The 20,848-nt window shown below is 71.6% G+C and carries 19 protein-coding genes; 12 read left to right on the forward strand and 7 right to left on the reverse strand.

What is annotated here, in order from left to right; translation table 11 throughout:
- Window positions 1-33: 33 nt before the first annotated feature.
- Both Cch01nite_RS19970 and Cch01nite_RS19975 read right to left on the reverse strand, forming a co-directional pair.
- A complete protein-coding gene (locus tag Cch01nite_RS19970) occupies window positions 34-990 on the reverse strand; it encodes a hypothetical protein (protein WP_203758257.1) in 957 nt (318 codons plus the stop codon).
- Window positions 987-2,615 carry a hypothetical protein gene (locus tag Cch01nite_RS19975; protein ID WP_203758258.1) on the reverse strand — a complete coding sequence of 543 codons (1,629 nt, stop codon included), beginning with the start codon at window positions 2,613-2,615 and terminating at the stop codon, window positions 987-989. Before Cch01nite_RS19975 ends, Cch01nite_RS19970 begins: the two co-directional genes overlap by 4 nt.
- A 744-nt stretch (window positions 2,616-3,359) precedes the next feature.
- On the opposite strand from Cch01nite_RS19975, the gene Cch01nite_RS19980 reads away from it, so the two are divergent.
- Together Cch01nite_RS19980 and Cch01nite_RS19985 are read left to right on the forward strand one after the other, a co-directional pair.
- Window positions 3,360-3,917 (forward strand): hypothetical protein, encoded by a 558-nt coding sequence (locus Cch01nite_RS19980; RefSeq protein ID WP_203758259.1) that lies wholly within the window; start codon window positions 3,360-3,362, stop codon window positions 3,915-3,917.
- Between the two features lie 204 nt (window positions 3,918-4,121).
- Window positions 4,122-4,571: an NUDIX hydrolase gene (locus Cch01nite_RS19985; RefSeq protein ID WP_203758311.1), complete on the forward strand. Its 450-nt coding sequence runs from the start codon at window positions 4,122-4,124 to the stop codon at window positions 4,569-4,571.
- A gap of 24 nt (window positions 4,572-4,595) precedes the next feature.
- Here Cch01nite_RS19985 and Cch01nite_RS19990 read toward each other — a convergent pair whose 3' ends face one another.
- Window positions 4,596-5,531, reverse strand: a complete 936-nt coding sequence (locus tag Cch01nite_RS19990; RefSeq protein WP_203758260.1) for an NADP-dependent oxidoreductase — start codon at window positions 5,529-5,531, stop codon at window positions 4,596-4,598.
- Between the two features lie 166 nt (window positions 5,532-5,697).
- Here Cch01nite_RS19990 and Cch01nite_RS19995 point away from each other — a divergent pair, with 166 nt between their 5' ends.
- Window positions 5,698-6,774 carry a sodium:calcium antiporter gene (locus Cch01nite_RS19995; RefSeq protein WP_203758261.1) on the forward strand — a complete coding sequence of 359 codons (1,077 nt, stop codon included), beginning with the start codon at window positions 5,698-5,700 and terminating at the stop codon, window positions 6,772-6,774.
- 85 nt (window positions 6,775-6,859) lie between these two features.
- Here the strand turns inward: Cch01nite_RS19995 and Cch01nite_RS20000 are convergent, their stop codons facing one another.
- A complete protein-coding gene (locus tag Cch01nite_RS20000; protein ID WP_203758262.1) occupies window positions 6,860-8,224 on the reverse strand; it encodes a CHAP domain-containing protein in 1,365 nt (454 codons plus the stop codon).
- Between the two features lie 228 nt (window positions 8,225-8,452).
- On the opposite strand from Cch01nite_RS20000, the gene Cch01nite_RS20005 reads away from it, so the two are divergent.
- The 5 genes from Cch01nite_RS20005 to Cch01nite_RS20025 all read left to right on the forward strand — a co-directional run bounded on the left by Cch01nite_RS20005 (window position 8,453) and on the right by Cch01nite_RS20025 (window position 13,882).
- Window positions 8,453-9,358: a dihydrodipicolinate synthase family protein gene (locus Cch01nite_RS20005; RefSeq protein ID WP_203758263.1), complete on the forward strand. Its 906-nt coding sequence runs from the start codon at window positions 8,453-8,455 to the stop codon at window positions 9,356-9,358.
- A gap of 148 nt (window positions 9,359-9,506) precedes the next feature.
- Window positions 9,507-9,674, forward strand: coding sequence for a hypothetical protein (locus Cch01nite_RS20010; RefSeq protein ID WP_203758264.1), 168 nt, complete (start codon window positions 9,507-9,509; stop codon window positions 9,672-9,674).
- A gap of 60 nt (window positions 9,675-9,734) precedes the next feature.
- Window positions 9,735-10,247 carry a hypothetical protein gene (locus Cch01nite_RS20015; protein ID WP_203758265.1) on the forward strand — a complete coding sequence of 171 codons (513 nt, stop codon included), beginning with the start codon at window positions 9,735-9,737 and terminating at the stop codon, window positions 10,245-10,247.
- 78 nt (window positions 10,248-10,325) lie between these two features.
- Window positions 10,326-12,836, forward strand: coding sequence for a sodium-translocating pyrophosphatase (locus tag Cch01nite_RS20020; protein ID WP_203758266.1), 2,511 nt, complete (start codon window positions 10,326-10,328; stop codon window positions 12,834-12,836).
- The gene (locus Cch01nite_RS20025) at window positions 12,833-13,882 is read left to right on the forward strand and encodes a glycosyltransferase family 1 protein (protein ID WP_203758267.1); all 1,050 of its coding nucleotides are present in this window, start codon (window positions 12,833-12,835) and stop codon (window positions 13,880-13,882) included. The genes Cch01nite_RS20020 and Cch01nite_RS20025 overlap by 4 nt, the downstream gene beginning before the upstream one ends.
- Window positions 13,883-13,887: 5 nt before the next feature.
- Here the strand turns inward: Cch01nite_RS20025 and Cch01nite_RS20030 are convergent, their stop codons facing one another.
- The 3 genes from Cch01nite_RS20030 to Cch01nite_RS20040 all read right to left on the reverse strand — a co-directional run bounded on the left by Cch01nite_RS20030 (window position 13,888) and on the right by Cch01nite_RS20040 (window position 16,137).
- A complete protein-coding gene (locus Cch01nite_RS20030; protein WP_203758268.1) occupies window positions 13,888-14,301 on the reverse strand; it encodes a hypothetical protein in 414 nt (137 codons plus the stop codon).
- Window positions 14,302-14,824: 523 nt separating this feature from the next.
- Window positions 14,825-15,040: a hypothetical protein gene (locus Cch01nite_RS20035; protein WP_203758269.1), complete on the reverse strand. Its 216-nt coding sequence runs from the start codon at window positions 15,038-15,040 to the stop codon at window positions 14,825-14,827.
- 329 nt (window positions 15,041-15,369) lie between these two features.
- Window positions 15,370-16,137: an alpha/beta fold hydrolase gene (locus Cch01nite_RS20040; RefSeq protein ID WP_203758270.1), complete on the reverse strand. Its 768-nt coding sequence runs from the start codon at window positions 16,135-16,137 to the stop codon at window positions 15,370-15,372.
- A gap of 287 nt (window positions 16,138-16,424) precedes the next feature.
- Here Cch01nite_RS20040 and Cch01nite_RS20045 point away from each other — a divergent pair, with 287 nt between their 5' ends.
- The 4 genes from Cch01nite_RS20045 to Cch01nite_RS20060 all read left to right on the forward strand — a co-directional run bounded on the left by Cch01nite_RS20045 (window position 16,425) and on the right by Cch01nite_RS20060 (window position 20,847).
- Entirely contained in the window at window positions 16,425-17,468 is a 1,044-nt protein-coding gene (locus Cch01nite_RS20045) for a LacI family DNA-binding transcriptional regulator (RefSeq protein ID WP_239071134.1), read from the forward strand.
- Window positions 17,469-17,526: 58 nt separating this feature from the next.
- A complete protein-coding gene (locus Cch01nite_RS20050; protein ID WP_203758271.1) occupies window positions 17,527-18,900 on the forward strand; it encodes an ABC transporter substrate-binding protein in 1,374 nt (457 codons plus the stop codon).
- A gap of 67 nt (window positions 18,901-18,967) precedes the next feature.
- Window positions 18,968-19,909: a carbohydrate ABC transporter permease gene (locus Cch01nite_RS20055; RefSeq protein ID WP_203758272.1), complete on the forward strand. Its 942-nt coding sequence runs from the start codon at window positions 18,968-18,970 to the stop codon at window positions 19,907-19,909.
- Entirely contained in the window at window positions 19,906-20,847 is a 942-nt protein-coding gene (locus tag Cch01nite_RS20060) for a carbohydrate ABC transporter permease (protein ID WP_203758273.1), read from the forward strand. Before Cch01nite_RS20055 ends, Cch01nite_RS20060 begins: the two co-directional genes overlap by 4 nt.
- Window position 20,848: the final 1 nt, after the last annotated feature.

Genomic DNA, 20,848 nt, shown 5'->3' on the forward strand with positions numbered 1-20,848 from the left:
TCGCGCCCGCGCCGGGACCGTGCCCCCGTGCGCTCACGGCGTCCCGAGGTGCAGGGATGCCCGCGAGAGGTCACCGTCCTCGAGCGTGAGGACCTGCAGCTGGTGGTCGTGGTCGACGTAGGCCGCGGTCGCCCGTGCGTCGTTCCCGACGGCCAGCGCGGTCGGCCGTTCGATGGGGTCCGTCGCGGCCTCCGCGACGGTCGTGCCGTCGTCGGACCGGAGCACTCGGAGGACGGTGCGCTCGGAGTCCTCGGCACCTTCCGAGACGAGCATGACGACGTGGCTGCCATCGGCCGAGCCGGCCGAGTACGCCACTCCGTCCCAGCGTCGCCTCCCGGCCTCGACCCAGCCGCCGTCGTGCTCCACCAGCTCGACGAGCGTGTCCACGTCGTGCACGGCCAGCCGGCCGTCGCCGAAGGGGTAGAGGAGGCCGGCCGGCGTGAGGTCGAGGCCGTCTCCGTGCCACGTCTCCTCGTCGGGCTCGCCCAGCTCGCAGACCCGGAGCCAGGGCGTGCCGGCGGAGAAGTCGAGGTCGGGCCCCTGACGTCCCCAGAGCACGGCACGGCGGCCGGCGGCGAGCAGACCGTCGACCTCGACACCGGACCAGCGCGGGCCCGAGGCGTCGGGGGTGAGGTCCGGGCCTGACCACGCACGAAGCGCCACGTCCCGGGCGTCGGCGACGACGGCGACCACCGTGCCGCCGAGCAGCCGCAGCCGCGTGACTCGCTCGTGCGCGTCGAGAGTCACGGACCGTGCCGGGGCTGTGCCGCCTACGGGGATGAGGCTGAGCCGACCGTCGCCGCACACCGCGACCGCGTCACCGTGCTCGTCGAGGGCGCACAGCGAGACCGGGTGCCCGGCGTCGAGCAGCTGCGGCTCGTGCTGCGGGGAGCGCGCGCGTACGACGAGTACGGTCGAACCGGTCGGGACGGCGACGTGAGACCCGTCCGACGAGACGACCGGCGACGGCGGTACGGGGACGTGCGTCACCGGAGCAGCCTCCTCACATCCACGAGCGGCTGTCCGGTCAGGTGCGCCCTCAGCAGCGACGTCATCGCCCCGCCGGCGCGGATGTCGGTCTTGTCGTCGGCGGTGAGCGCGGCGGCTGCCGTAGAGATCGCGGCCAGCCTCGGGTTGCCGGGCGCGGCCGCGGCCGTGCAGTCGGCGTGCGACGCGGCCTCGACCGCGGTGACGAACGCGTCGATGCGCACCGAGTTCGTCGGGTTGACCGTCTCCGGGTGCCAGTAGTCGCGCACGGCGGTCCGGAACGTCCTCGCTGCGGGCGGCAGCCCAGCCTCGCTGTCCCAGGCGGTCTTGACGTAGGCGTACGCGGTGTCGTGGTACAGGTGGTCGAAGATCGCCCACTGGCGGGCCCTCCAGCTCCGGCCCCAATGTTGGACGACGCGTGTCGGGGACTCCGCGTCGTACTCCCTGCTGCCCAACCAGTACGCGTTGAACTCGGTCCGGTAGAGCTCGAAGTTGCCGGTGCCGTGATGGTCCGCGCCGTGCTGCGCCTCGTGCTTGAGCACCGACCAGAGGTAGTCCCTGCCGCGCGCGAGCGCGGTCTCCATCAGCGCGATGTCCGAACCGTTCTGGAAGCCGTCGACGTTGGCATCGTCCTGGACGTCGACGTTGGTGTTGTCGAACCCCTCGGTCGGCATCTTCCTGCGGTAGTACACCGCGCTGCTGTACAGGTCGCCCGCGGGATAGGAGAACCATGTCGCACCGGCCGGAAACCCCGAGGCCGCCGCCCGGGCCGTCGAGTCGTGGGTCGCGGAGAGGATGAAGACCTTCGACCTGCCCGTCTTCACCCACTCGCAGGAGTTCTTCAGCGTGCGGTCGGCGACCTGGTTGAAGCCCTCGTCGACCCATGTCGTGGCCTGCGTGCGGTTGGCGTCGTGGTGCGTCTTGGCGGCCTCGTACGCCGCGATGTCGGCAGTCTCGCTCGCGGCGAGCGGGCCCGTCAGACCGGCGCCCAGCGGGTTGCGGAACGCCGTGCTCGTCGTGAGCATCTGCATCGCCGTCCGGAGCGCGGCTGCCGTCCGCGGGACGGTGGCGAGGTCCACCGTGGCCCCGGAGCCCATCACGACGGCACGCTCAGCCGGTGCCGTCGCCGACCCGTAGTCGTCGTTCGACAGCAGCCACTGGGCGTGCACGAAGTCCTGCACCGCCGCCACGTCGTCCTTCTTGTTCGCCAGGCCCACGCCGATACCGTCGCTGATCGCCACCCGCATCAGGTTCTGCGCGACCGGAGCCGCCAACGTCGGCAGCACCAGCCGTCGCCACGCGGCGATCGTCGCACCGATCTGGGCGACCGGCACCGCCGCCCCCGCAGGCAGTGCGGTCACGCGGGCGTGCTCGGTGCCGTAGTCGGCGTCGTTCAGACCCCACATGACGTGCAACCGGTCCATCCAGCGCAGGACGTCCTCGCGGATGTTGACGCCCGTCGCATCCGCGTCCCCGACCCGGCCACCGCCTGACAGCGTGAGCTCTGCGCGCTGCACGACCGGCCGCGCGCCCGGTGCCGCGGTCGCGACCGCGCGGTTCCCGGCCGAGCGTTGCAGACGCAGGAACGAGGCTGCGTCGCGCAGCGCCGCACCGGAACGCGCGACCACGTCCGGCTCCGCCCGGGCCGGTGGAGCAGCCGCTCGCGAGGTGCCCGGTCGCGGCTGCGCGACCCGGGTTCCGCCCTCGTTGCATGCGCTCGGCGCCACACCCCACCTGCCGGTACCCGTCGACCAGGAGGCCGCGCGTCGCCCGCGAGGAGTCGCTCGACCTGCAGAGGCTCCACGACGGCCTCGGAGCGACACGTCAGGCCTCGGACGGACACTATCGACGGACTGCGGCCGGAGGGCTGCCCGATAGGGCAGGCGCGGGTGCGGGCCTGCGAGACGGCACTGGTGGCCGCAGGCGGCGGAGGTGCTTGGCGCGGTCTGACGTGCGGACCGGCTGCGGCGGGCGTGCACGGATGCTTCGTCGTTCTGCCGAGCCACGACAATGACGCCGGTCGCCGAGGCCCGTCGTTGCACGGTGACCGGCTCGACGCAGGGCCACTTGTGGCGGTGCATCGACGGAGCTGACCCACCCACGCGCGGACGCCCATCCCACGGCCGTCGGGTGAGCTGCCGGCTCGTCGCACCCGCATCCGTCCGAGCACGTCGGGGCCTGCGATCTGGGACCTACGTCCTGTCGGTGGGGTGATGTGGAGAGCGATCGGCCCCGGCTGAGCCCTCGGCGACGACGATGCGCCACCAAGTCCACCCTCGCGCCGTTCCGCCCGTGCCAAGGTGCGACCGGTGACAGCGCGGCGCCCGCCGTGCGACGCCGACCATGCTGTGCCGACGACGGGAGAAACACTCATGCGAAAGCGCCTCATTGCTGCTGCGACCGTGGCCCTGGCCGCGCTCGGTTCCGCCGGCGTCGCGGGGGCCGCGTCCGCCGCGCCGCCGACCGTGCCCGCGCCTCACGCGGTCGACTCGCGTTCGGCCGCGCGGCCGGTCGGCCCCGACGGCAAGCGGATCAACGACGGCACGTTCAGCTGGGGGACGACGAGCGGGATCACCACCTTCGCGTTCCCGGGGAGCCGGGCGTTCACCGGCAGCTTTCGCGCCTCGGTGAACGGCGCGCCCTTCCTCAACGCCGCCGCGGGGAGCATCCAGCTGAACATGACGGCGTCCAACTGCACGGCAGCCGTCCCGTACATCTACGTCCGGCTCGAGCGGAAGGTCGACGCCGCGTACACGGACGAAGGGCCCGCCGTCTACTGGCCCTGCCGAAACGCCGGACAGCTGCAGTACACCTGGACGAACCAGCGGGCGGACGAGTTCCGGTTCGTCTTCTACCGGCCGAGCACGGCGAACGCCGCCACCACGAACAACGACTGGAAGTACATCAGCGGGACCGCGTACTTCAACTGACCCTCGTCTGCCGGCGGTGCGTCCGCGCTGACGGCGTCGCCCCGGGCGGCGCCGTCAGCCGGCTGCCGTGCCTGGTCAGCCCGCAACGAAATCGCCCATGCCGGCCAGGCCGAGGCGTCCACCTCCTGGGGGCCGAACCGACCTCGTCGAGCGGGCGGCTGCCACGTCGGGCCTGGCTCCGCGTACCGTCACTCGGTGCCAGACATGCCGCTGCTCTTGCGCGCCGTCCCTGCTCCCACCTGGCTCCCGCCCGGGAGCAGCGCCGACGTGATGCTCGGCGAGCCGCCCGCCGACGAGCCGACCGGTCTGGTCCGGCTGCTCGTCGTGCGCGACGGCCGGGTCTTCTGCGTGCCGCGGGACGACGGCCGGACGGATATCCCGACCCGGGAGGTCCGCACCGGGTGCGACCCGCGCGAGGAGGCGAACGCGCTCGCGAGGTCGGTGCTCGGCAGGGCGGTCGACATCCGGCCGGTCGGGTACGTCCGGAACCTCGTCGTCGCGCCCGAGCCGGACTACCCGTGGCCGGTGCCCGTCGCATGCTTCGTCGTCTGGACGCCGACGGGTCCGGCGGAGCCGCACGTGCCCGGCTCGTGGTGCGGGGAGGCGGAGCTGCGCGAGCGGCACTGGTGGCCGCTCGTCGCTGCCACGGCCTGAGTGCCCCGCGCCCGGGGGTCGCAGTCAGTCGTCGACGGTGATGACGATCTTGCCGAGCTTGCTGCCGGAGTACGCCGCCAACGCGTCGAGGGCGCCCTCCAGGGAGAACGTCTGGTCGATCAGGGTGCGCACGCGGCCGGTGGCGTGGTTCTCCGCGATCGTCGCGAGCGTCTCGGGTGAGGGGTGCGCGGCGACCGGGACGACCGTGACGGTGTCCGACGGGAGCATCTCGGGCGAGAACACGAGCAGTGAGACGAACCGCCCACCGGGCCTCGCCGCCGCGAGCGCGCCCGCCGCGTCACCGGCGAGGTGCACGACGACGTCGACACCTTCGGGTGCCAGGGCGTGCACCTGTGCGGCGAGGTCGGCGTCGTAGTCGACGACCTCGGTGACGCCCAGCGCGGCGAGGTAGGCGCGCTGCTCGGCGTTGTGGGCCGTGCCGATCACGCGGGCGCCGGCCAGCTGGGCGAGCTGCGTGACGTGCGTCCCGACCCCGCCTGTCGACCCGACGACGAGCACGGTCGTGCCGGGCTCGAGCTCTGCCGCCACGACGCAGTCGTGCGCCGACGACCCGGCGAGCCCGAGCGCGGCGCCGTCGGTGAAGCTGATGCCGTCGGGCAGGTGGGCGAGGCCGACGTCCTGCGCGACCGTCGTGTACTCGGCGTAGGAGCCCTCGCGCAGGAACGTCTTGGTGACGACGCCGAACACGCGGTCGCCGGGTGCGAAGCCGGTGACGTCGTCGCCGACGGCCTCCACCACCCCGGCGAAGTCCTTGCCGACGACGACCGGGGGCAGGTACTCGAAGTACGCGGACATCCACCCGGCGACGACGGCCACGTCGAACCCGTTGACCGACGCGGCTCGCACCCGGACCAGGACCTCGCCCGGTGCCGCGGTGGGGACGGGCAGGTCCTGCAGCGACGGCCGGCCGCCGAGCTGACCGAGGGCGAGGGCGCGCATCGTGACTCCGGTGGCTCGAAGGGGGCGCAGTGCGACGAACGTAGCGCGGGGAGCCGCGCGGGCGGCAGGGGCGTGGCACCCCCGCCATCCGTTGCCGGACCGTGCGGGACCCGACACGCTGGGGTTCGCGTCCGCTCTGCAACGTCGGCCCGGCGGAGGGCTGCCCGTGCTCCCGGTGATCGAGTTCGTGCTCGGTGTCGCGCTGCTCGTGTACAGCGCGGAGAAGCTGATCGGCCACCTGGTGGGTGTGGCGAGCCGGTGGGCGGTGTCCCTGTTCCTGGTCGCGGTCGTCTTCACGGGCGTCGAGCTCGACGACCTCGCGTACGGGGTCGTCGTGAACGTCGAGGGTCAGGAGCAGGTGGCTCTGGGGTCGGTGATCGGGACGTCGATCGCGATGACGGGGATCGTGCTGGCGCTCGCCGCCCTCGTCGCGCCGAGCCGCGTCGAGGTGCCGAGAGACTACCTCGTGCTGTTCGTGGCGGGGCCCGTGGCGATGTTCGTGCTGGCGCTCACCGGGGTGCTGACGCTCGCGGTCGGTGTCGTGCTCGTGGTCCTGTTCCTGGCGTTCGTGGCGTGGGTGGCGGTCCGCGAGCACGCGTCGCGGCGGCCCGTGTTCCGGAACGCCGACCTCTACGAGGAGCTCGAGAAGGTGGGCGCCGGGTCGACGTCAGGCCCGGCCCGGCTGCCCGAGGCGCCCCGCGCGCCGGCCGGGGCGTTCGAGCTCCCCGCCGACCTGCGCGTCGACCAGGCCATCCTCCGGGCCCGTCGACGCTCCGCCCCGGCCGGCCTCGCGCTGGCGGCGGTGGCGCTCGCGGGGCTCGTGGTGGGGTCGGTCGTCGCGGGGCGCGGCACGGGCGGGGTGCTGGAGACGTTCGGCATCGACGGCACCGTGTTCGGCGTGACGATCGCGACGCTGGCGCTCTCGCTGGAGGACGTGTTCCTCACCGTGGAGCCGGCCCGCCGGGGTGTGCCGGAGATCGGCATCGCGAACGTCGTCGGCAGCGTCGTGTTCTCCGTGACCGGCAAGCTCGGGATCGTGCTGCTCGCCGGCGGGGCGATCACGGTCGACCGGACGGTGCTGACCTGGCACCTCCCGGTCCTGCTGGTGATGACGGCGCTCGCGGCGGTGTTCCTAGCGACCGGGCGGCTGCGCCGCTGGCACGGGGGCGTGCTGCTCGGCTCGTACGTCGTCTACTTCGTCGTGAGCCTGGTGGCCTTCGGGGGTGTCCCGCTCGACGACTGAGCCGCACGGCCGCACCGTCGCCGGGGACGGACGACGGCGCCGCCCGTCACGGGGCGACGCCGTCGTCCGGCTCAGGCCGGAGCCGTCACTCGAGGACCATCACCTGCGGCCACGCGCCGCCCTTGTTCACCGCGCTGATCGGCCCGCTGCCGACGGTCAGGCCGGTGGACGCGCTGTGCCACGCGGTGTCGCCGTACGTCTCCCACAGGACGCCGTCGCGCGTCGTCATCACGATCGGCGAGGTGCCGCCCTGGTTCACCGCGCTGATCGACCCGTTCCCGGCGGACTGACCGGTGCTCATGCTGTGCCACCCGTTGGAGTCGCCCCACACGCTCCAGAGGGCTCCGCCGACATTCAGGAATGACACCGGCCACGGCGTCCCCATGTTTACCGACGTGATCGAGCTGTAGGCGTTGGTCATTCCCGTGGTGGCAATGTGCCAGCCCTGGGTGTCGCCCCAGATCTGCCACACCGTCGACGAGTTCACGAGCATCACCTGCGGCCACGTGCCGCCCATGTTGACGGCCGAGATGGGATTGTTGCCGATCGTCAGGCCTGTGCTCGCCTTGTGCCATCCGGCGGAGTCGGCGTAGATCTGCTGGAGGACACCGCCGTCGTTGGTCATCACCTGCGGCCACGTCCCGCCCATGTTGACGGCCGAGATCGCCGCGCCGTCGCTGACGGCGATCCCGGTGTCCATGTCGTGCCAGCCCGACGAGTTCGCGAAGATCTGGTGGAGCGAGCCGCTCTCGACCGCCATGACCTGCGGCCAGGTGCCGCCCATGTCGACCGTGGAGATCTGGCTGCCGGGGACGAGCTGCAGCGCGGTGCTCATGTCGTGCCAGCCGGCCGTGTCGCCGAACACCTGGTGCAGGAAGCTGCCCGACACCCCGCCACCGCCGATGACCGGGTGCAGGTAGTGCGACGGCGTGGAGGCGGTGATGTTCCGCCAGCGGAACGGGCCGGTCTGCGCGCCGCCGTTCCAGGCGTCCTCCGAGATCGTGACGGTGTCGCCGCTCACCGCCTCGACGTAGGCCACATGACCGGCGGACGTCATGCCGCCGGCGTTCGCGTCCCACTGGGCGATCGCGCCCACGGACGGCGAGTGGTCCACGGTGATGCCCGCGGCCGCCGCCATCCGGGCCCACCCCTCGGCGTTGCCGCGGGTGAGGAACGAGGCGACGCCCAGGCTCTGCAGGCGCCACGCGACGTAGTTGGTGCAGTTGTGGCCGCCCGCCTGGCCCCAGTACGAGGCCCACTTGCCGTCGATCTTGCGGGCCGCCGCCCACTGGGCTCCGTTCGGACAGGCGGTCTCGGTGCACAGGTAGCTCGTGGCGGCGTGCGCCGGCTCGCTCGTCGTGACCGAGGCCGAGAAGGTCACGAGCAGCGTGAGGGCGCCCGCAATGAGCGTGGACCGGGACCGTGAAAGGCGCGGAATTCTCGTGGACATGGCATTCCTGTCATTCGGGGACCAACCGCACGGATCGGCGTGGCGGCCACAGCGTGGTGGCAATTCAGGCCCCGTGTCAAGAATCCAGGTTCTTCACAATAATGCCTGCGAAGAACGCCGTCGTGACAGTATTCTGGAGGGTTCGACCGCGCATTGAATTCGAAATGAACATCAGGAGTGGAGCGGATTTCGCCTGACGCGGCCCGAGCGTCTGGTTAGGCTGCCGAGATGCCGCTCCTCGGACCTCTCGTCGTGTACCCGCCCACCCCGCGCACGGTCGACGGTGACGTCGCCGAGGAGGCGCTCGCCGCGCTCGTCGACCGGGCGGTCGACGCAGGCGTGGACGGGATCGCGGTCCTCGGTTCGACGGGCGGTGCGGCCTACCTGGACCGCGCGCGACGCCGGCGGGTCGTCGAGGTGGCCGCGGAGGCGGTGGCCGGTCGGGTCCCGCTCGTCGCGGGCGTGGGGGCGACGACGACGGAGGCCGTGATCGCGCACTCCGACGACGCCGTCGCCGCCGGGGCGGACGCGCTGCTCCTGGGCACGGTGTCGTACCTGCCGCTCACCGACGACGAGGTCGTCGGCCTCTTCGCGGACGTCACGCGGGCGGTCGACCGGCCCGTCTGGGCGTACCACAACCCCACGACGACGCGGTTCTCCTTCACCGTCGAGACGCTGCTGCGGGTCGCGGCGCTGCCGGGCGTCGGCGGGGTGAAGGACCGGGGGATCGACGCGGCGGAGCTCCGGGCGCGCGCCGCGCGGCTCCTCGCGGACGCGCCGACGACGGTGGAGGTCGGGTTCAGCGGCGACCTGCTCGGTGTCGAAGGGCTGCTCGCCGGCGCCCGGACATGGCACACGGGCCTCGCGTCGGTGCTGCCGGGGCCGTACGTCGCGCTCGCCCGGGCGGGTGCCGCCGGGGACCGGGCGGAGGTCGACCGGCTGCTCGACGCGGTGCGGCCCGTGGTCGAGCTCGCGCTCGCGCACGGGGGCCCTCGGGTCGTGCACGCGATCGGCGAGATCCTCGGCCTGGGCACGGGCCGTCTGCCGGCACCTCTGCTGCCTCCGGCGCACGAGGTCGTCACCCGTCTGGAGCAGATGATCCCTGAGCTCGTCGGGACAACCGCGGCCCCCTGACCTGCGACGACGTAGGCGGCCGGCGAGGTCGGGGCGACGAGGTCCGTGGCCCGTGACCTAGGTCCGATGTCCCTGGCGGCGGGCGAGCGCACAGTGAGGGAGCGGCCACAAGCCGTACATCACGATGTGCTCAACGAGGAGACCCCTGATGCATCCCGACCTGGCCATGGCCCTGTACGTCCGCGAGGAGCACGACCTCGAGCTCCGTCTGGAGCGGCGACGCTCCAGCCTCGAGAGCTACGGCCGGCGGATGCCGCGGCCGCACCGGATGCCGTCCTTCCACCTCCACCACGTCGCCGCGTCCGAGCGGCGGTAGCTCCCGGGACGTTCGGCCCTCGCCCCCCGGTGGGGGCCGGACGAGCCTGGAGGTGTGCGGGTGGTCCTCGTGGTCGAGTCCATGTTCGGCTCGACGCTGCGCCTGGCCCAGCACGTCGCCGTCGGGTGTGCGTCGATGGACGCCCGGTGCGACGTGATCGAGGCGGGGTGCGCCGTCGGGCGGGTGCCGCCCGACCGTGACCTGCTCGTGCTCGCGTGCCCCACGCACCTGCGGCGCGCCCCGACGCAGCGGTCACGCGCCGCCGCCGCGACCGACGGACCCGTCCTGTCCCACGCCGGGGTCACGGACTGGCTGGCGACCGCGGGCCTGCGCCGGGGCGAGCCGGTGGCCGTGTTCGACACGCGGGTCGACGCGCGCTTCGCCGGGTCCGCCGCGAAGGAGCTGGCCCGGCAGGTCAGACGTGCGGGCGGTGCGCTCGTGGTGCCGCCGACGTCGTTCGTCGTCGTCGGCCGCCACGGCGGACCCGCCGCCGGCGAGGACGACCGCGCGTACGCCTGGGGCCGCGACCTCGTCCGTACCGCGGCCGCTCCTGACCCGGGGGCCGAGAAGTGACTTTGGTCTCAGATGAGGGCTGACCTGCGCACCTAGGTTCCCAAGCACGTGAAGGACGTGTGACGAGGTGAGGACGCCGTGGTCGGGACATCAGCAGGTGCGGGGATCGGCACGGCCGGCGGGGAGGCGAGCCTCCAGCTCCCGGACCTCGGCGGCGTCGAGGTGCTCTGGGGGGTCTCGGGGCGGGTGCTGCTCGCGCTGGGACTCGTCGTCTGCATGGCGGGGCTCGCGTTCGGGGTGGCGGTGTACCGCGAGCTGCGGAGCCTGCCGGTGCACACGTCGATGCGGGAGGTCTCCGAGCTCATCTACTCGACGTGCAAGGCGTACCTGACGAAGCAGGGGAAGTTCCTGCTGATCCTGTGGGTGTTCATCGCCGCGGTGATCGTCGTCTACTACAAGGTGCTCGTCGGGTTCGGCTGGGGGCGGGTCGCGGTCGTCATCGCGTTCTCGCTCGTCGGCATGGCCGGCTCCTACGCGGTCGCCTGGTTCGGCATCCGCGTCAACACCCTCGCCAACTCCCGCACCGCGTTCGCGTCGCTGCGCGGCAAGCCCCTGCCGCTGCACCGCATCCCGCTGCGGTCCGGCATGTCGATCGGCATGGTGCTCATCAGCCTCGAGCTGATGATGATGCTGCTCATCCTGCTGGCCCTGCCGAGCGACATCGCAGGCGCGTGCTTCATCGGGTTCGCCATCGGCGAGTCGCTCGGGGCCTCCGCGCTGCGGATCGCGGGCGGCATCTTCACGAAGATCGCCGACATCGGCTCCGACCTCATGAAGATCGCGTTCAAGATCAAGGAGGACGACGCCCGCAACCCCGGCGTCATCGCCGACTGCACGGGCGACAACGCGGGCGACTCCGTGGGTCCGAGCGCCGACGGGTTCGAGACGTACGGGGTCACGGGCGTCGCGCTCGTGACGTTCATCCTGCTGGGCGTCCACGACCCCGCCGTGCAGGCGACGCTGCTCGTCTGGATCTTCGTCGTGCGGGCCGTGATGATCGTGGCCGCCGCCGCGTCGTACCAGGTCAACGACGCGTGGACCCGGCGCAAGTACCGGGACGCGGAGCGGATGGACTTCGAGGCGCCGCTGTCGAGCCTCGTGTGGATCACGTCCGGGGCCTGCATCGTCGCGACGTTCCTGACGACGGCCGCGGTGCTCGGCGGCAGCGGGGCCGACGCCCAGTGGTGGCGGCTCGCGCTGATCGTCTCGTGCGGCACGATCGCCGGTGCGCTCATCCCGGAGCTGGTCAAGGCATTCACGTCGACGCAGAGCCGGCACGTGCGTGAGGTCGTCAAGAGCTCGCGGCAGGGCGGCCCGTCGCTCAACATCCTGTCCGGCCTCGTCGCCGGCAACTTCTCCGCCTACTGGCTCGGGATGGTCGTCGTCGGGCTCATGGGCGGCGCGTACCTCATCAGCACGCAGGGGCTCGGCGACCTCATGGTGGCCCCGTCGGTGTTCGCGTTCGGGCTCGTCGCGTTCGGGTTCCTCGGCATGGGGCCCGTGACCATCGCGGTCGACTCGTACGGCCCGGTGACGGACAACGCGCAGAGCGTCTACGAGCTGTCGGTCATCGAGGACGTCGACGACATCGACGCCGAGCTCGACCGGGACTACAGGTTCACGCCCCAGTGGGACCGCGCCAAGCGGATGCTCGAGGAGAACGACGGCGCCGGTAACACGTTCAAGGCGACCGCCAAGCCGGTGCTCATCGGGACGGCCGTGGTGGGCGCGACGACGATGATCTTCTCGATCATCGTCGGCCTGACCGACGGCCTCACGACGGGCCTCGAGAACCTGTCGCTCCTGCACCCGCCGTTCCTGCTCGGCCTCGTCACCGGTGGCGCGATGATCTTCTGGTTCACCGGCGCGTCCATCCAGGCCGTCACCACCGGCGCCTACCGGGCCGTCGAGTTCATCAAGGCCACCATCAAGCTCGACGGCGAGACGAAGGCCAGCGAGGAGGACTCCCGCCGGGTCGTGGAGATCTGCACCCAGTACGCCCAGCAGGGGATGCTCACGATCTTCCTCGGCGTCTTCTTCGCCACCCTCGCGTTCGCGTTCGTCGAGCCGTCGTTCTTCATCGGCTACCTGATCTCCATCGCGATCTTCGGCCTCTACCAGGCGATCTTCATGGCGAACGCGGGCGGTGCCTGGGACAACGCGAAGAAGATCGTCGAGGTCGACCTGCACGCCAAGGGCACCGCGCTGCACGACGCGACGATCGTCGGCGACACCGTCGGCGACCCGTACAAGGACACGTCCTCGGTCGCGCTCAACCCGGTCATCAAGTTCACGACCCTGTTCGGCCTGCTCGCCGTGGACCTCGCCGTCGACATGACGGACCGCGGGCAGCACGGCCTCGCGGTGACGCTGGCGGCGGTGTTCTTCGTCGCCTCCGCGTACTTCGTGCACCGGTCCTTCTACGGCATGCGGATCCGCAGCTCGCTCGAGGAGGATCCGTCGGCCGCCGCCGTCGACGGGACCGCCCCGCTCGTGCCCACGCAGGCGACGGAGAGCGCCGCGCCCGACGCTGCGGCGACCGACGACGCGGCCGCGCAGGCGCCGCTCCTGGAGGCTCCGGGACGATGACCAGGGTCGCGATCCGCTACGGCCACCTGCTCGTCGAGGGCGGGCGGGTGGCCGGGCACGACGCCGGTGCGACGCTGGTCCGGCGCCTCCTGCGGGTGTTCCCCGGGGCGCTCGTGATCAGTGACGGGCCGCGGCGGTGCGACGGGTTCGACATGCTGCCGCTCGAGTTCGTCGACGCCGCGGACACGGTCGTCATCAACATGGACGTCGTCGACTCGGTGAGCGTGTGGCGCCGGCTGCGTGCCGGCTGCGACGAGCCGAAGGTCATGAACTTCGTCTGGTGGGACACCGCGCAGTTCGAGCACCGCGTCGAACGTGCCGCCCTCGCCATGTCGTGCGCCCTGTTCCCGACGTTCGCGAACTCGGAGCGGACCGCGACCGAGGTGCGCGAGATCGTCGCGCAGTGGACCGTGCAGCAGCTCGCCGAGAAGGCCCGCATCGGGTGGGTCAACCTCGGCATCCGGCTGGAGCACGTGCGCCCCCGGCACGAGCCGGACGTGCCCGTCGTGCTGTACCCGGCGATCTACCTGTCCGACCGGAAGGCGCCGGCGACGTTCGTCGACGTCGTCGAGCGCGTCCACCGCCGCACGCCGATCCGCGTCGAGGCCCGGCTCGTCGAGTCCCACCTGGTGTCCGAGCAGGCCATGCGGCTGTCCCGGCACCCGTGGTGCTGGGTCGGCCCGCTCACCGCGAGCCGCGACGACTACTGGGAGGCGCTCGCCCGCACGACGGCCTTCCTCGCGACCGCCACCGAGGAGTCGTACGGCCTGGAGTACATCGAGGCCCTCGTCGCCGGGGCCGTCGGGGTGTTCCCCGACCTGCCGTGGGCGCGCGCGATCCTCCCGCCCGCGTTCCCGTTCTTCTACCGGACACCCGCGGAGGCCGAGGAGCTGCTCCTGCGGGCCGTCACCGACACCGCCGCGTGCCGTCGCGAGCTCGACCGGACCGCGGGCGGCAGCTTCCAGGAGTGGCTGCGGGCCCGGCACGACGACGACGCGTTCGACCGCGCGATCGTCGACCACGTGCGGCGGTGGTTCCCGGGCTGAGGTCGTCAGCCCTGCTGACCCGCCTGCCAGGCGAGCTGTTGTGCGTACCTGACCTGCTCGAACGCCTGGAACCCGGCCGGCGACGCCCGCGGGATCTGGGTGACGTGCACAAGGTGGCCGGACCGGACGGTGACCTCGATGTACCCCTCCATGCGGGTCTCCTTGACCAGGAGGAACAGGAGCCCGAGGAAGAAGAAGAAGCCGACGACGGCGAGGACGATGGCCCACGTCGGGGTCTTCTGGACCGGGAACGACAGGTCGCGGACCGTCCACTGCGAACCGGCCAGCGGTGCTGGGCCGTTCGGTGTGACCACCCAGTGCGCGGAGACGACGATGTCGCCGACCTGGACGAGCGGCTGCTCCGGCGCGCCCTGCGGCGGTAGGGCCGGGTCGCTCGGACCGATCATGTCTGCCGGCATGCGCCAGATCTCTCCGTCCGTGCGGTTCGACGTCGGTCGACTCTACTGGCCGGTCATGCCGCGGAACACCCGGGATCCGCCCTGCCGGTCAGACCGTGAGCTGGCCCGTCATCCAGGCAGTCCGGGTAGGTGCGGAGCAGGACGTTGTCGCGTCCGATGTGCTCCGCGCTCCAGAAGAGGCCAACGCCGTACTCGCCCTCCACGCCGTTCGTCTCCGACAAGAGGTCGCGAAGGTCGTCATGCTCGAGGGGGCCAGTGGTCCACGTCCACCGCCCCCAGGGACGCCCGGCAGGCCCCGACCGAGCGCGCGCAGCAGGATCCGCAGATTGTGAGACTGAACTTCCGCAGATTGTCGAGTGGAACATCCGCACGATGCGGCCTCGAACTTCCGCAGTCTGTGGGATGTGACCGTAGACGCCTGAACGGATGGGCTCGGTCCCGCTGCACTCGCGTCAGCGAGACGCTTGGAGTGGCATGGGACCCCGGTCCGGGGAGGGCCTGGGGCCCGTTCGACGGACGAGCCTCAGGTCTCGGTGGGGTTCGCGCCGTCGGGGTCGACAGGTTCTTCGACCCTTGGGTCGGTGGGCCCAGCCGCAGGCGACGCGAGCGCGTCGCGGAGCGTCGCCCGCCAGATGGCGGCGACGACCTCGTCCTCCGCAGCCGTCAGCGCGGCCTCGTACTCGTCGAGGGACTCGCCGGCCAAGGGCTCGCGGTAGCCGCCCGCGCGCGGTTCGGTCATGCGTCGTCGCTCCCTCCCGGTGTCGCCGGGCCGAGTGTCGGTGTCGCGGGGACGCCGGTCCGCTGCCGGACCGGCCGTACTCGTGCCGCCGGTCCGCTGCTGGACCGGCGTCGGTGCCTCGTAGCTCGGTGCCGCCGGGTGCGGTGTCTTCGCCCTGGCGTGGGTCTCGCGGTGCTGCAGGTGCCCGCCCGCGAACCGGTGCCGCGGTGCGACGTGTCGCCGGTCGTGCGCGGGTGCGTCGTCGCAATCGGGCGTGCCTATGGTGCCGCTGTCCGGTTCCGGGCGGTAGTCCCCCGTGAGTGGTGATCTTGCGGGTCGAGGCGGGGAGGTCAGGCGGGCGGGAGGCGGTGCAGCCACTGCGTGAGCAGCGCGTCGACGACGGCGGGCTGCTCGAGGATCGCGTTGTGGCCGGCGTCGTCGAGGACCGCGAACGTGGCCCGGGGGTAGTGCTCCAGCAGCTCGAACGCGTCCCGGTACCCGACGACGTGGTCGTGGCGGCCGGTGACGACGAGCGCCGGGCCGTCGAAGGTCCGGGTGTCGGGGTCGTCGGACAGCGCGTACCGGGACCGGACCGCCGCGAGGGTCTGCGGCGAGGCGGCGCGCATGCCGGGCAGCACGTGGTCGCGGAACAGCGCCCACGTCTCGGGCGACTGCACGACGGCCATGAACGCGTACTCGGCGGCCTCGCCCGGGTCGAGCGAGGACAGCAGCGCGGGGTCCTCGACGGCGACGTGCTGCGGCGGCACGTCGCGGACGTCCGCCCCGACGACCGGGCACAGGAGGGCGAGCCCGGTGACCTGCTCGCCGAGCCGGGCGGCGAGGCCGCGGGCCAGGAGCCCCCCGTACGACGAGCCGACCACGGCGAACGGCTCCGAGCCGATCTCGGTGGCGACGAGGTCGAGCAGGGCGCCGAGCACGTCGTCGGAGCTCGATGCGGGGACGTCCGCGCTGCGGCCCGAGCCGGGCAGGTCGACGTACACGCGGCGCCGGCCGGCGGCGGCGATCGTGGCGTCGAGCGGGGTCATGAAGCGGTGGTCGAGGCCGAAGCCGTGGACGAGCAGGACGGCGGGGCCGTCGCCGCGGGTGTCGCTGTACATGGGCCGTCCTGGGGTCGGGGGCGGTGAGCCGGGGCGCGCCGGAGCCTAGCGGCGGCGTCCGACATGCCGGATCCGCGGTGGCCGTCTTCTCGCTGACGACGTCGTCCCGCGGCGCGCGACCCACCCTGCGGACGGTGGTCGCGCTCCCTCGGGACGTGGTCGCGCTCCCGCGGGCGCAGATGTCGAAACCGACGCGGTTTTGTGACCTGGATCACTTGACTACGTAGTCAAGCCGGGCTTTGACTACGTAGTCATCCGACAGGGACGCCCAGAAGGGACACATCGCCGTGACCGACGAGATCGTCACCAGCAAGCCGAAGGCCGTCGTCGCCATGGACGTCGCCCGGGCCGCCGGTGTCTCGCAGAAGACGGTGTCCCGCGTCATCAACGGCGACCCGCACGTCAGCGCCCAGGTGCGCGACCGGGTGCACGAGGCGATCAAGACCCTCGGCTACCGGCCCAACCGCGCCGCCCGGAACCTCGTGCTCGGCCGCAGCCGCACCATCGGCGTCCTGTCCGTCGGGTCGACCGACTACGGCCCGTCGTCGCTCATGGTCGCCGCCGAGCACGCCATCCGCAGCGCCGGCTACACGATGTCCGTCGTCAACACCCTCCAGGGCGAGCCGGAGACGATCACCGCGGCCCTGCGGGACCTCATGGACCAGGGCGTCGACGGCGTCGTCGTCAACGAGCCCGTCGGCGTGTTCAGCCTCGCGCCCGGAGGCATCGGCGAGCTCCCGCTGCTCAGCCTCTCGGGCCGGTACGGGGTGTCGTCCAACGAGGTCGTCGCGGACGCCGACCAGGCGGGCGGCGGCCGTCAGGCCACCGAGCACCTGCTCGGCCTCGGACACCGCACGGTCCACCACGTCGCCGGGCCGCAGGGCTGGCGCTCGAGCGGTCTGCGCCACGACGGGTGGGCGGACGCGCTGCGGACCGCCGGCGTCGAGGTCCCGCCCGCCCGCTTCGGCGACTGGTCCGCACGGTCCGGGTACGAGGCGGGCGTGCACCTCGCGGCCGACCCGGACGTCACCGCCGTCTTCGTCGCCAACGACCAGATGGCCATCGGCGTGCTGCGTGCCATGACGGAGGCGGGGCGCGACGTGCCCGGCGACGTGAGCGTCGTCGGCTTCGACGACGTCCCCGAGGCCGCGTACCTGCCCCGGGCCCTCACCACCATCCGGCAGGACCTCGGCCACCTGGCCACCTTCGGCGTCGGCCTGCTCGTCGACGCCATCGAGAACCCCCGGCAGCAGGACCGCCGCGAGGACGTCCCGGTCGAGCTCGTGGTCCGGGAGACGACAGCCGCACCGCAGGGTCACCGGCGGGCCTAAGCAGACGGCCACCGTGACCGACCCCCGCAGGACCATGCAGAACACGAAGGAGTGGAGCATGACCAGAACCACGACGTGGCGTCGCAAGGCCACGGGACTGACCGCAGGGATCGCCGTCGCCGCGCTCGCGCTCACCGCGTGCAGCAGCGGCGGAGGTGGCGACGAGGCGACGACGGCCGCCGTCAGCCAGGCCGACATCGACAAGGCGATGCAGACGCCGACCACGCTGACCTTCTGGACCTGGGTGCCCGACATCCAGAAGGAGGTCGACCTGTTCGAGAAGGCGTACCCGCAGATCAAGGTCGAGGTCGTCAACGTCGGCCAGGGCGCCGACCACTACAAGAAGATGCGCAGCGCGCTGCAGTCCGGCAAGGGCGCCCCCGACGTCACGCAGATCGAGTTCCAGCACGTGCAGTCGTTCGCCCTCGGCGACAACCTGCTCGACCTCACGCCGTACATCCCGGCCGACACCAAGGACGACTACGTGCCGTGGGTGTGGAAGCAGGTGCTGTCCACGGACGGCTCGAAGATCTGGAGCATCCCGCAGGACTCCGGCCCCATGGGGATCCTCTACCGGGACGACATCTTCCAGGCCGCCGGCGTCCAGGTCCCCGCGACGTGGGACGACTTCGCGACCGCCGCCCAGACGATCCACACCGCGAACCCGAGCACCTACATCACCAACCTGCCCGGCAACGACATGGGGCAGTTCACCGGGATGATGTGGCAGATCGGCGCCCGCCCGTTCGGCTGGGACGGCGACAAGACCGTCACCATCGACGTGAACTCCGACAAGGCCCAGCAGCTCGCGCAGTACTGGCAGGACCTCATCCAGAAGGACCTCGTCTCGGTCGACCCGGACTTCACCGACACCTGGTACCAGGGGCTCGCCAACGGCAAGTACGCGAGCTGGTCGCCGGCCGCCGCGTGGGGCCCGGTGTTCCTGCAGGGGACGGCGGAGAGCACGTCGGGCCTGTGGCGCGCCGCGCAGGTGCCGCAGTGGGAGGCCGGCGGTGACCCCGTCTCCGCCAACTGGGGCGGCTCGTCGGACGCGGTGCTGAAGAGCACCAAGAACCCGATCGCCGCCGCGCAGTTCGCGCTCTGGCTGAACCACGACCCGTCGTCGACGCTCATGATGGCCAACGAGCAGTTCCTCTTCCCGACGACGAACGACACGCTCGCCAGCCCCGAGTTCGCCGACCAGAAGTCGGAGTTCTACGGCGGCCAGGAGGTCAACAAGCTCTTCGCCGAGATCTCGACGACCGTCCCCGAGGACTTCGGGTGGCTGCCGTTCATGGACTACGCCTACTCGGCGGGCCAGGAGACCGTCGGCAAGGCGATCGCCGACAAGGGGGACGTCGTCGGCGCCCTCAAGGCGTGGCAGGACGACCTCGTCGGCTACGCGAAGCAGCAGGGCTTCACCGTCAAGTAGCACGGGACCCCGCGCCGCCCCGCGCCCACACCCGCGGGGCGGCGCACCCGGCCTGAGGAGACCCACCATGACCACAGCCGACCTTCGCGCGCCCGAGAAGCCCACCGTCCTTCGTCGCGGACCATCACGGCTCCGCCGTCGCGAGAGCGCCGCCGCCTGGGTGCTCATCACCCCGTTCGTCGTCCTGTTCCTGCTGTTCCTCGTCGTGCCGATCGTGTACTCCGGCTACCTCAGCCTGTTCCGCGAGCAGCTCGTCGGGGGGAACACGTTCGTCGGGCTGGAGAACTACACGCGGGCGCTGACCGACCCGTCGTTCCTGTCCGGCGTCGCCCGCATGGCGCTGTTCCTGCTCATCCAGGTGCCCGTGATGCTCGGCCTCTCGCTGGTGTTCGCGCTGCTGCTCGACGCGGGCGTGCTCTACCTGCAGAAGGTCGTGCGGCTCGGCATCTTCATCCCGTACGCCGTGCCGAGCGTCATTGCCGCCCTCATGTGGGGCTACCTGTACGGCCCGGACTTCGGGCCCTTCGCGCAGCTCGCCGACAAGCTCGGGACGAGCGCGCCACCGTTCCTGTCGGCCGACTGGATGCTGTTCTCGCTGATGAACATCGTGAGCTGGGAGTTCATCGGCTACAACATGATCATCCTGTACGCGGCCCTGCGGTCCGTGCCGCGCGAGCTGTTCGACGCCGCCGCGGTCGACGGCGCCGGCACCGTCCGCACCGCGTGGAGCATCAAGATCCCCGCGATCCGGCCGGCCATCCTGCTGACCGTCATCTTCTCGGTCATCGGGTCGTTCCAGCTCTTCAACGAGCCGAGCATCCTGCGCAACCTCGCGCCCAACGTGATCGGCATCGACTACACGCCGAACCTCTACGCGTACAACCTCGCGTTCATCAACCGGGACAGCAACTACGCCGCCGCGATCGCCTTCATCCTCGGCATCGTCATCATGGTCGTGTCGTACACGGTGCAGCTGTCCGCCCAGCGCAAGGAGCGTGCAGCCCGATGACGACCATCCGCGCCACCGCCGAGCCGGTGCTCACCGGCATCCCTCGCGAGACGCCCCCGCCGCCGCGTCGCCGCCGGACCCACTCGTCCGACCAGCCGCGCCGCAGCAAGTTGCTCACGATCATCATGATCGTCACGCTCCTGTACTTCCTGCTGCCGCTGTGGTGGCTGGTCGTCGCGTCGACGAAGTCCAACGCCGACCTGTTCACGAGCTTCGGCCTGTGGTTCTCGGGCACGAACTCGCTGTGGGCCAACATCCAGGACGTGTTCACGACGCAGGACGGCGTGTACCTGCTGTGGCTGCGCAACTCGCTCGTCTACGCGATCACCAGCGCCGTCGGCGCCGCGTTCCTCGCGACGATGGCCGGGTACGCGTTCGCGAAGTACCGGTTCCGCGGCGGCAACCTCGTGTTCAGCGGGATCCTCGGCGCGATCATGATCCCGACGACCGCGCTGACGATCCCGACGTACCTGCTGTTCGCCAACGCGGGCCTCACGAACACCCCGTGGGCCGTCATCCTGCCGTCGCTCGTCAGCCCGTTCGGCGTCTACCTCATGCGCGTGTACGCGGCCGACGCGGTCGACGACACCCTCATCGAGGCCGCCCGCGTCGACGGCGCCGGGGAGCTGCGGATCTTCTTCACCGTCGGGCTGCGGCTGCTCGTGCCGGGCATGGTCACGGTGCTGCTGTTCGCGCTGGTCTCGACGTGGAACAACTACTTCCTGCCGCTGATCATGCTCAACTCGCCCGACCTGTACCCGCTCACCGTGGGTCTCGCGCAGTGGCAGGCGCTCGCCGCCGGCGGGTCGGGGTCGCGGGCCCTGTTCTCGACGATCATCACGGGCGCGTTCATCTCGATCATCCCGCTCGTCATCGCGTTCCTGTTCCTGCAGCGGTACTGGCAGAGCGGGCTCGCGAGCGGTTCGGTCAAGGGCTGAC

Origin of the sequence: Cellulomonas chitinilytica, assembly GCF_016862675.1 — a bacterium.
Lineage (GTDB): Bacteria > Actinomycetota > Actinomycetes > Actinomycetales > Cellulomonadaceae > Cellulomonas > Cellulomonas chitinilytica.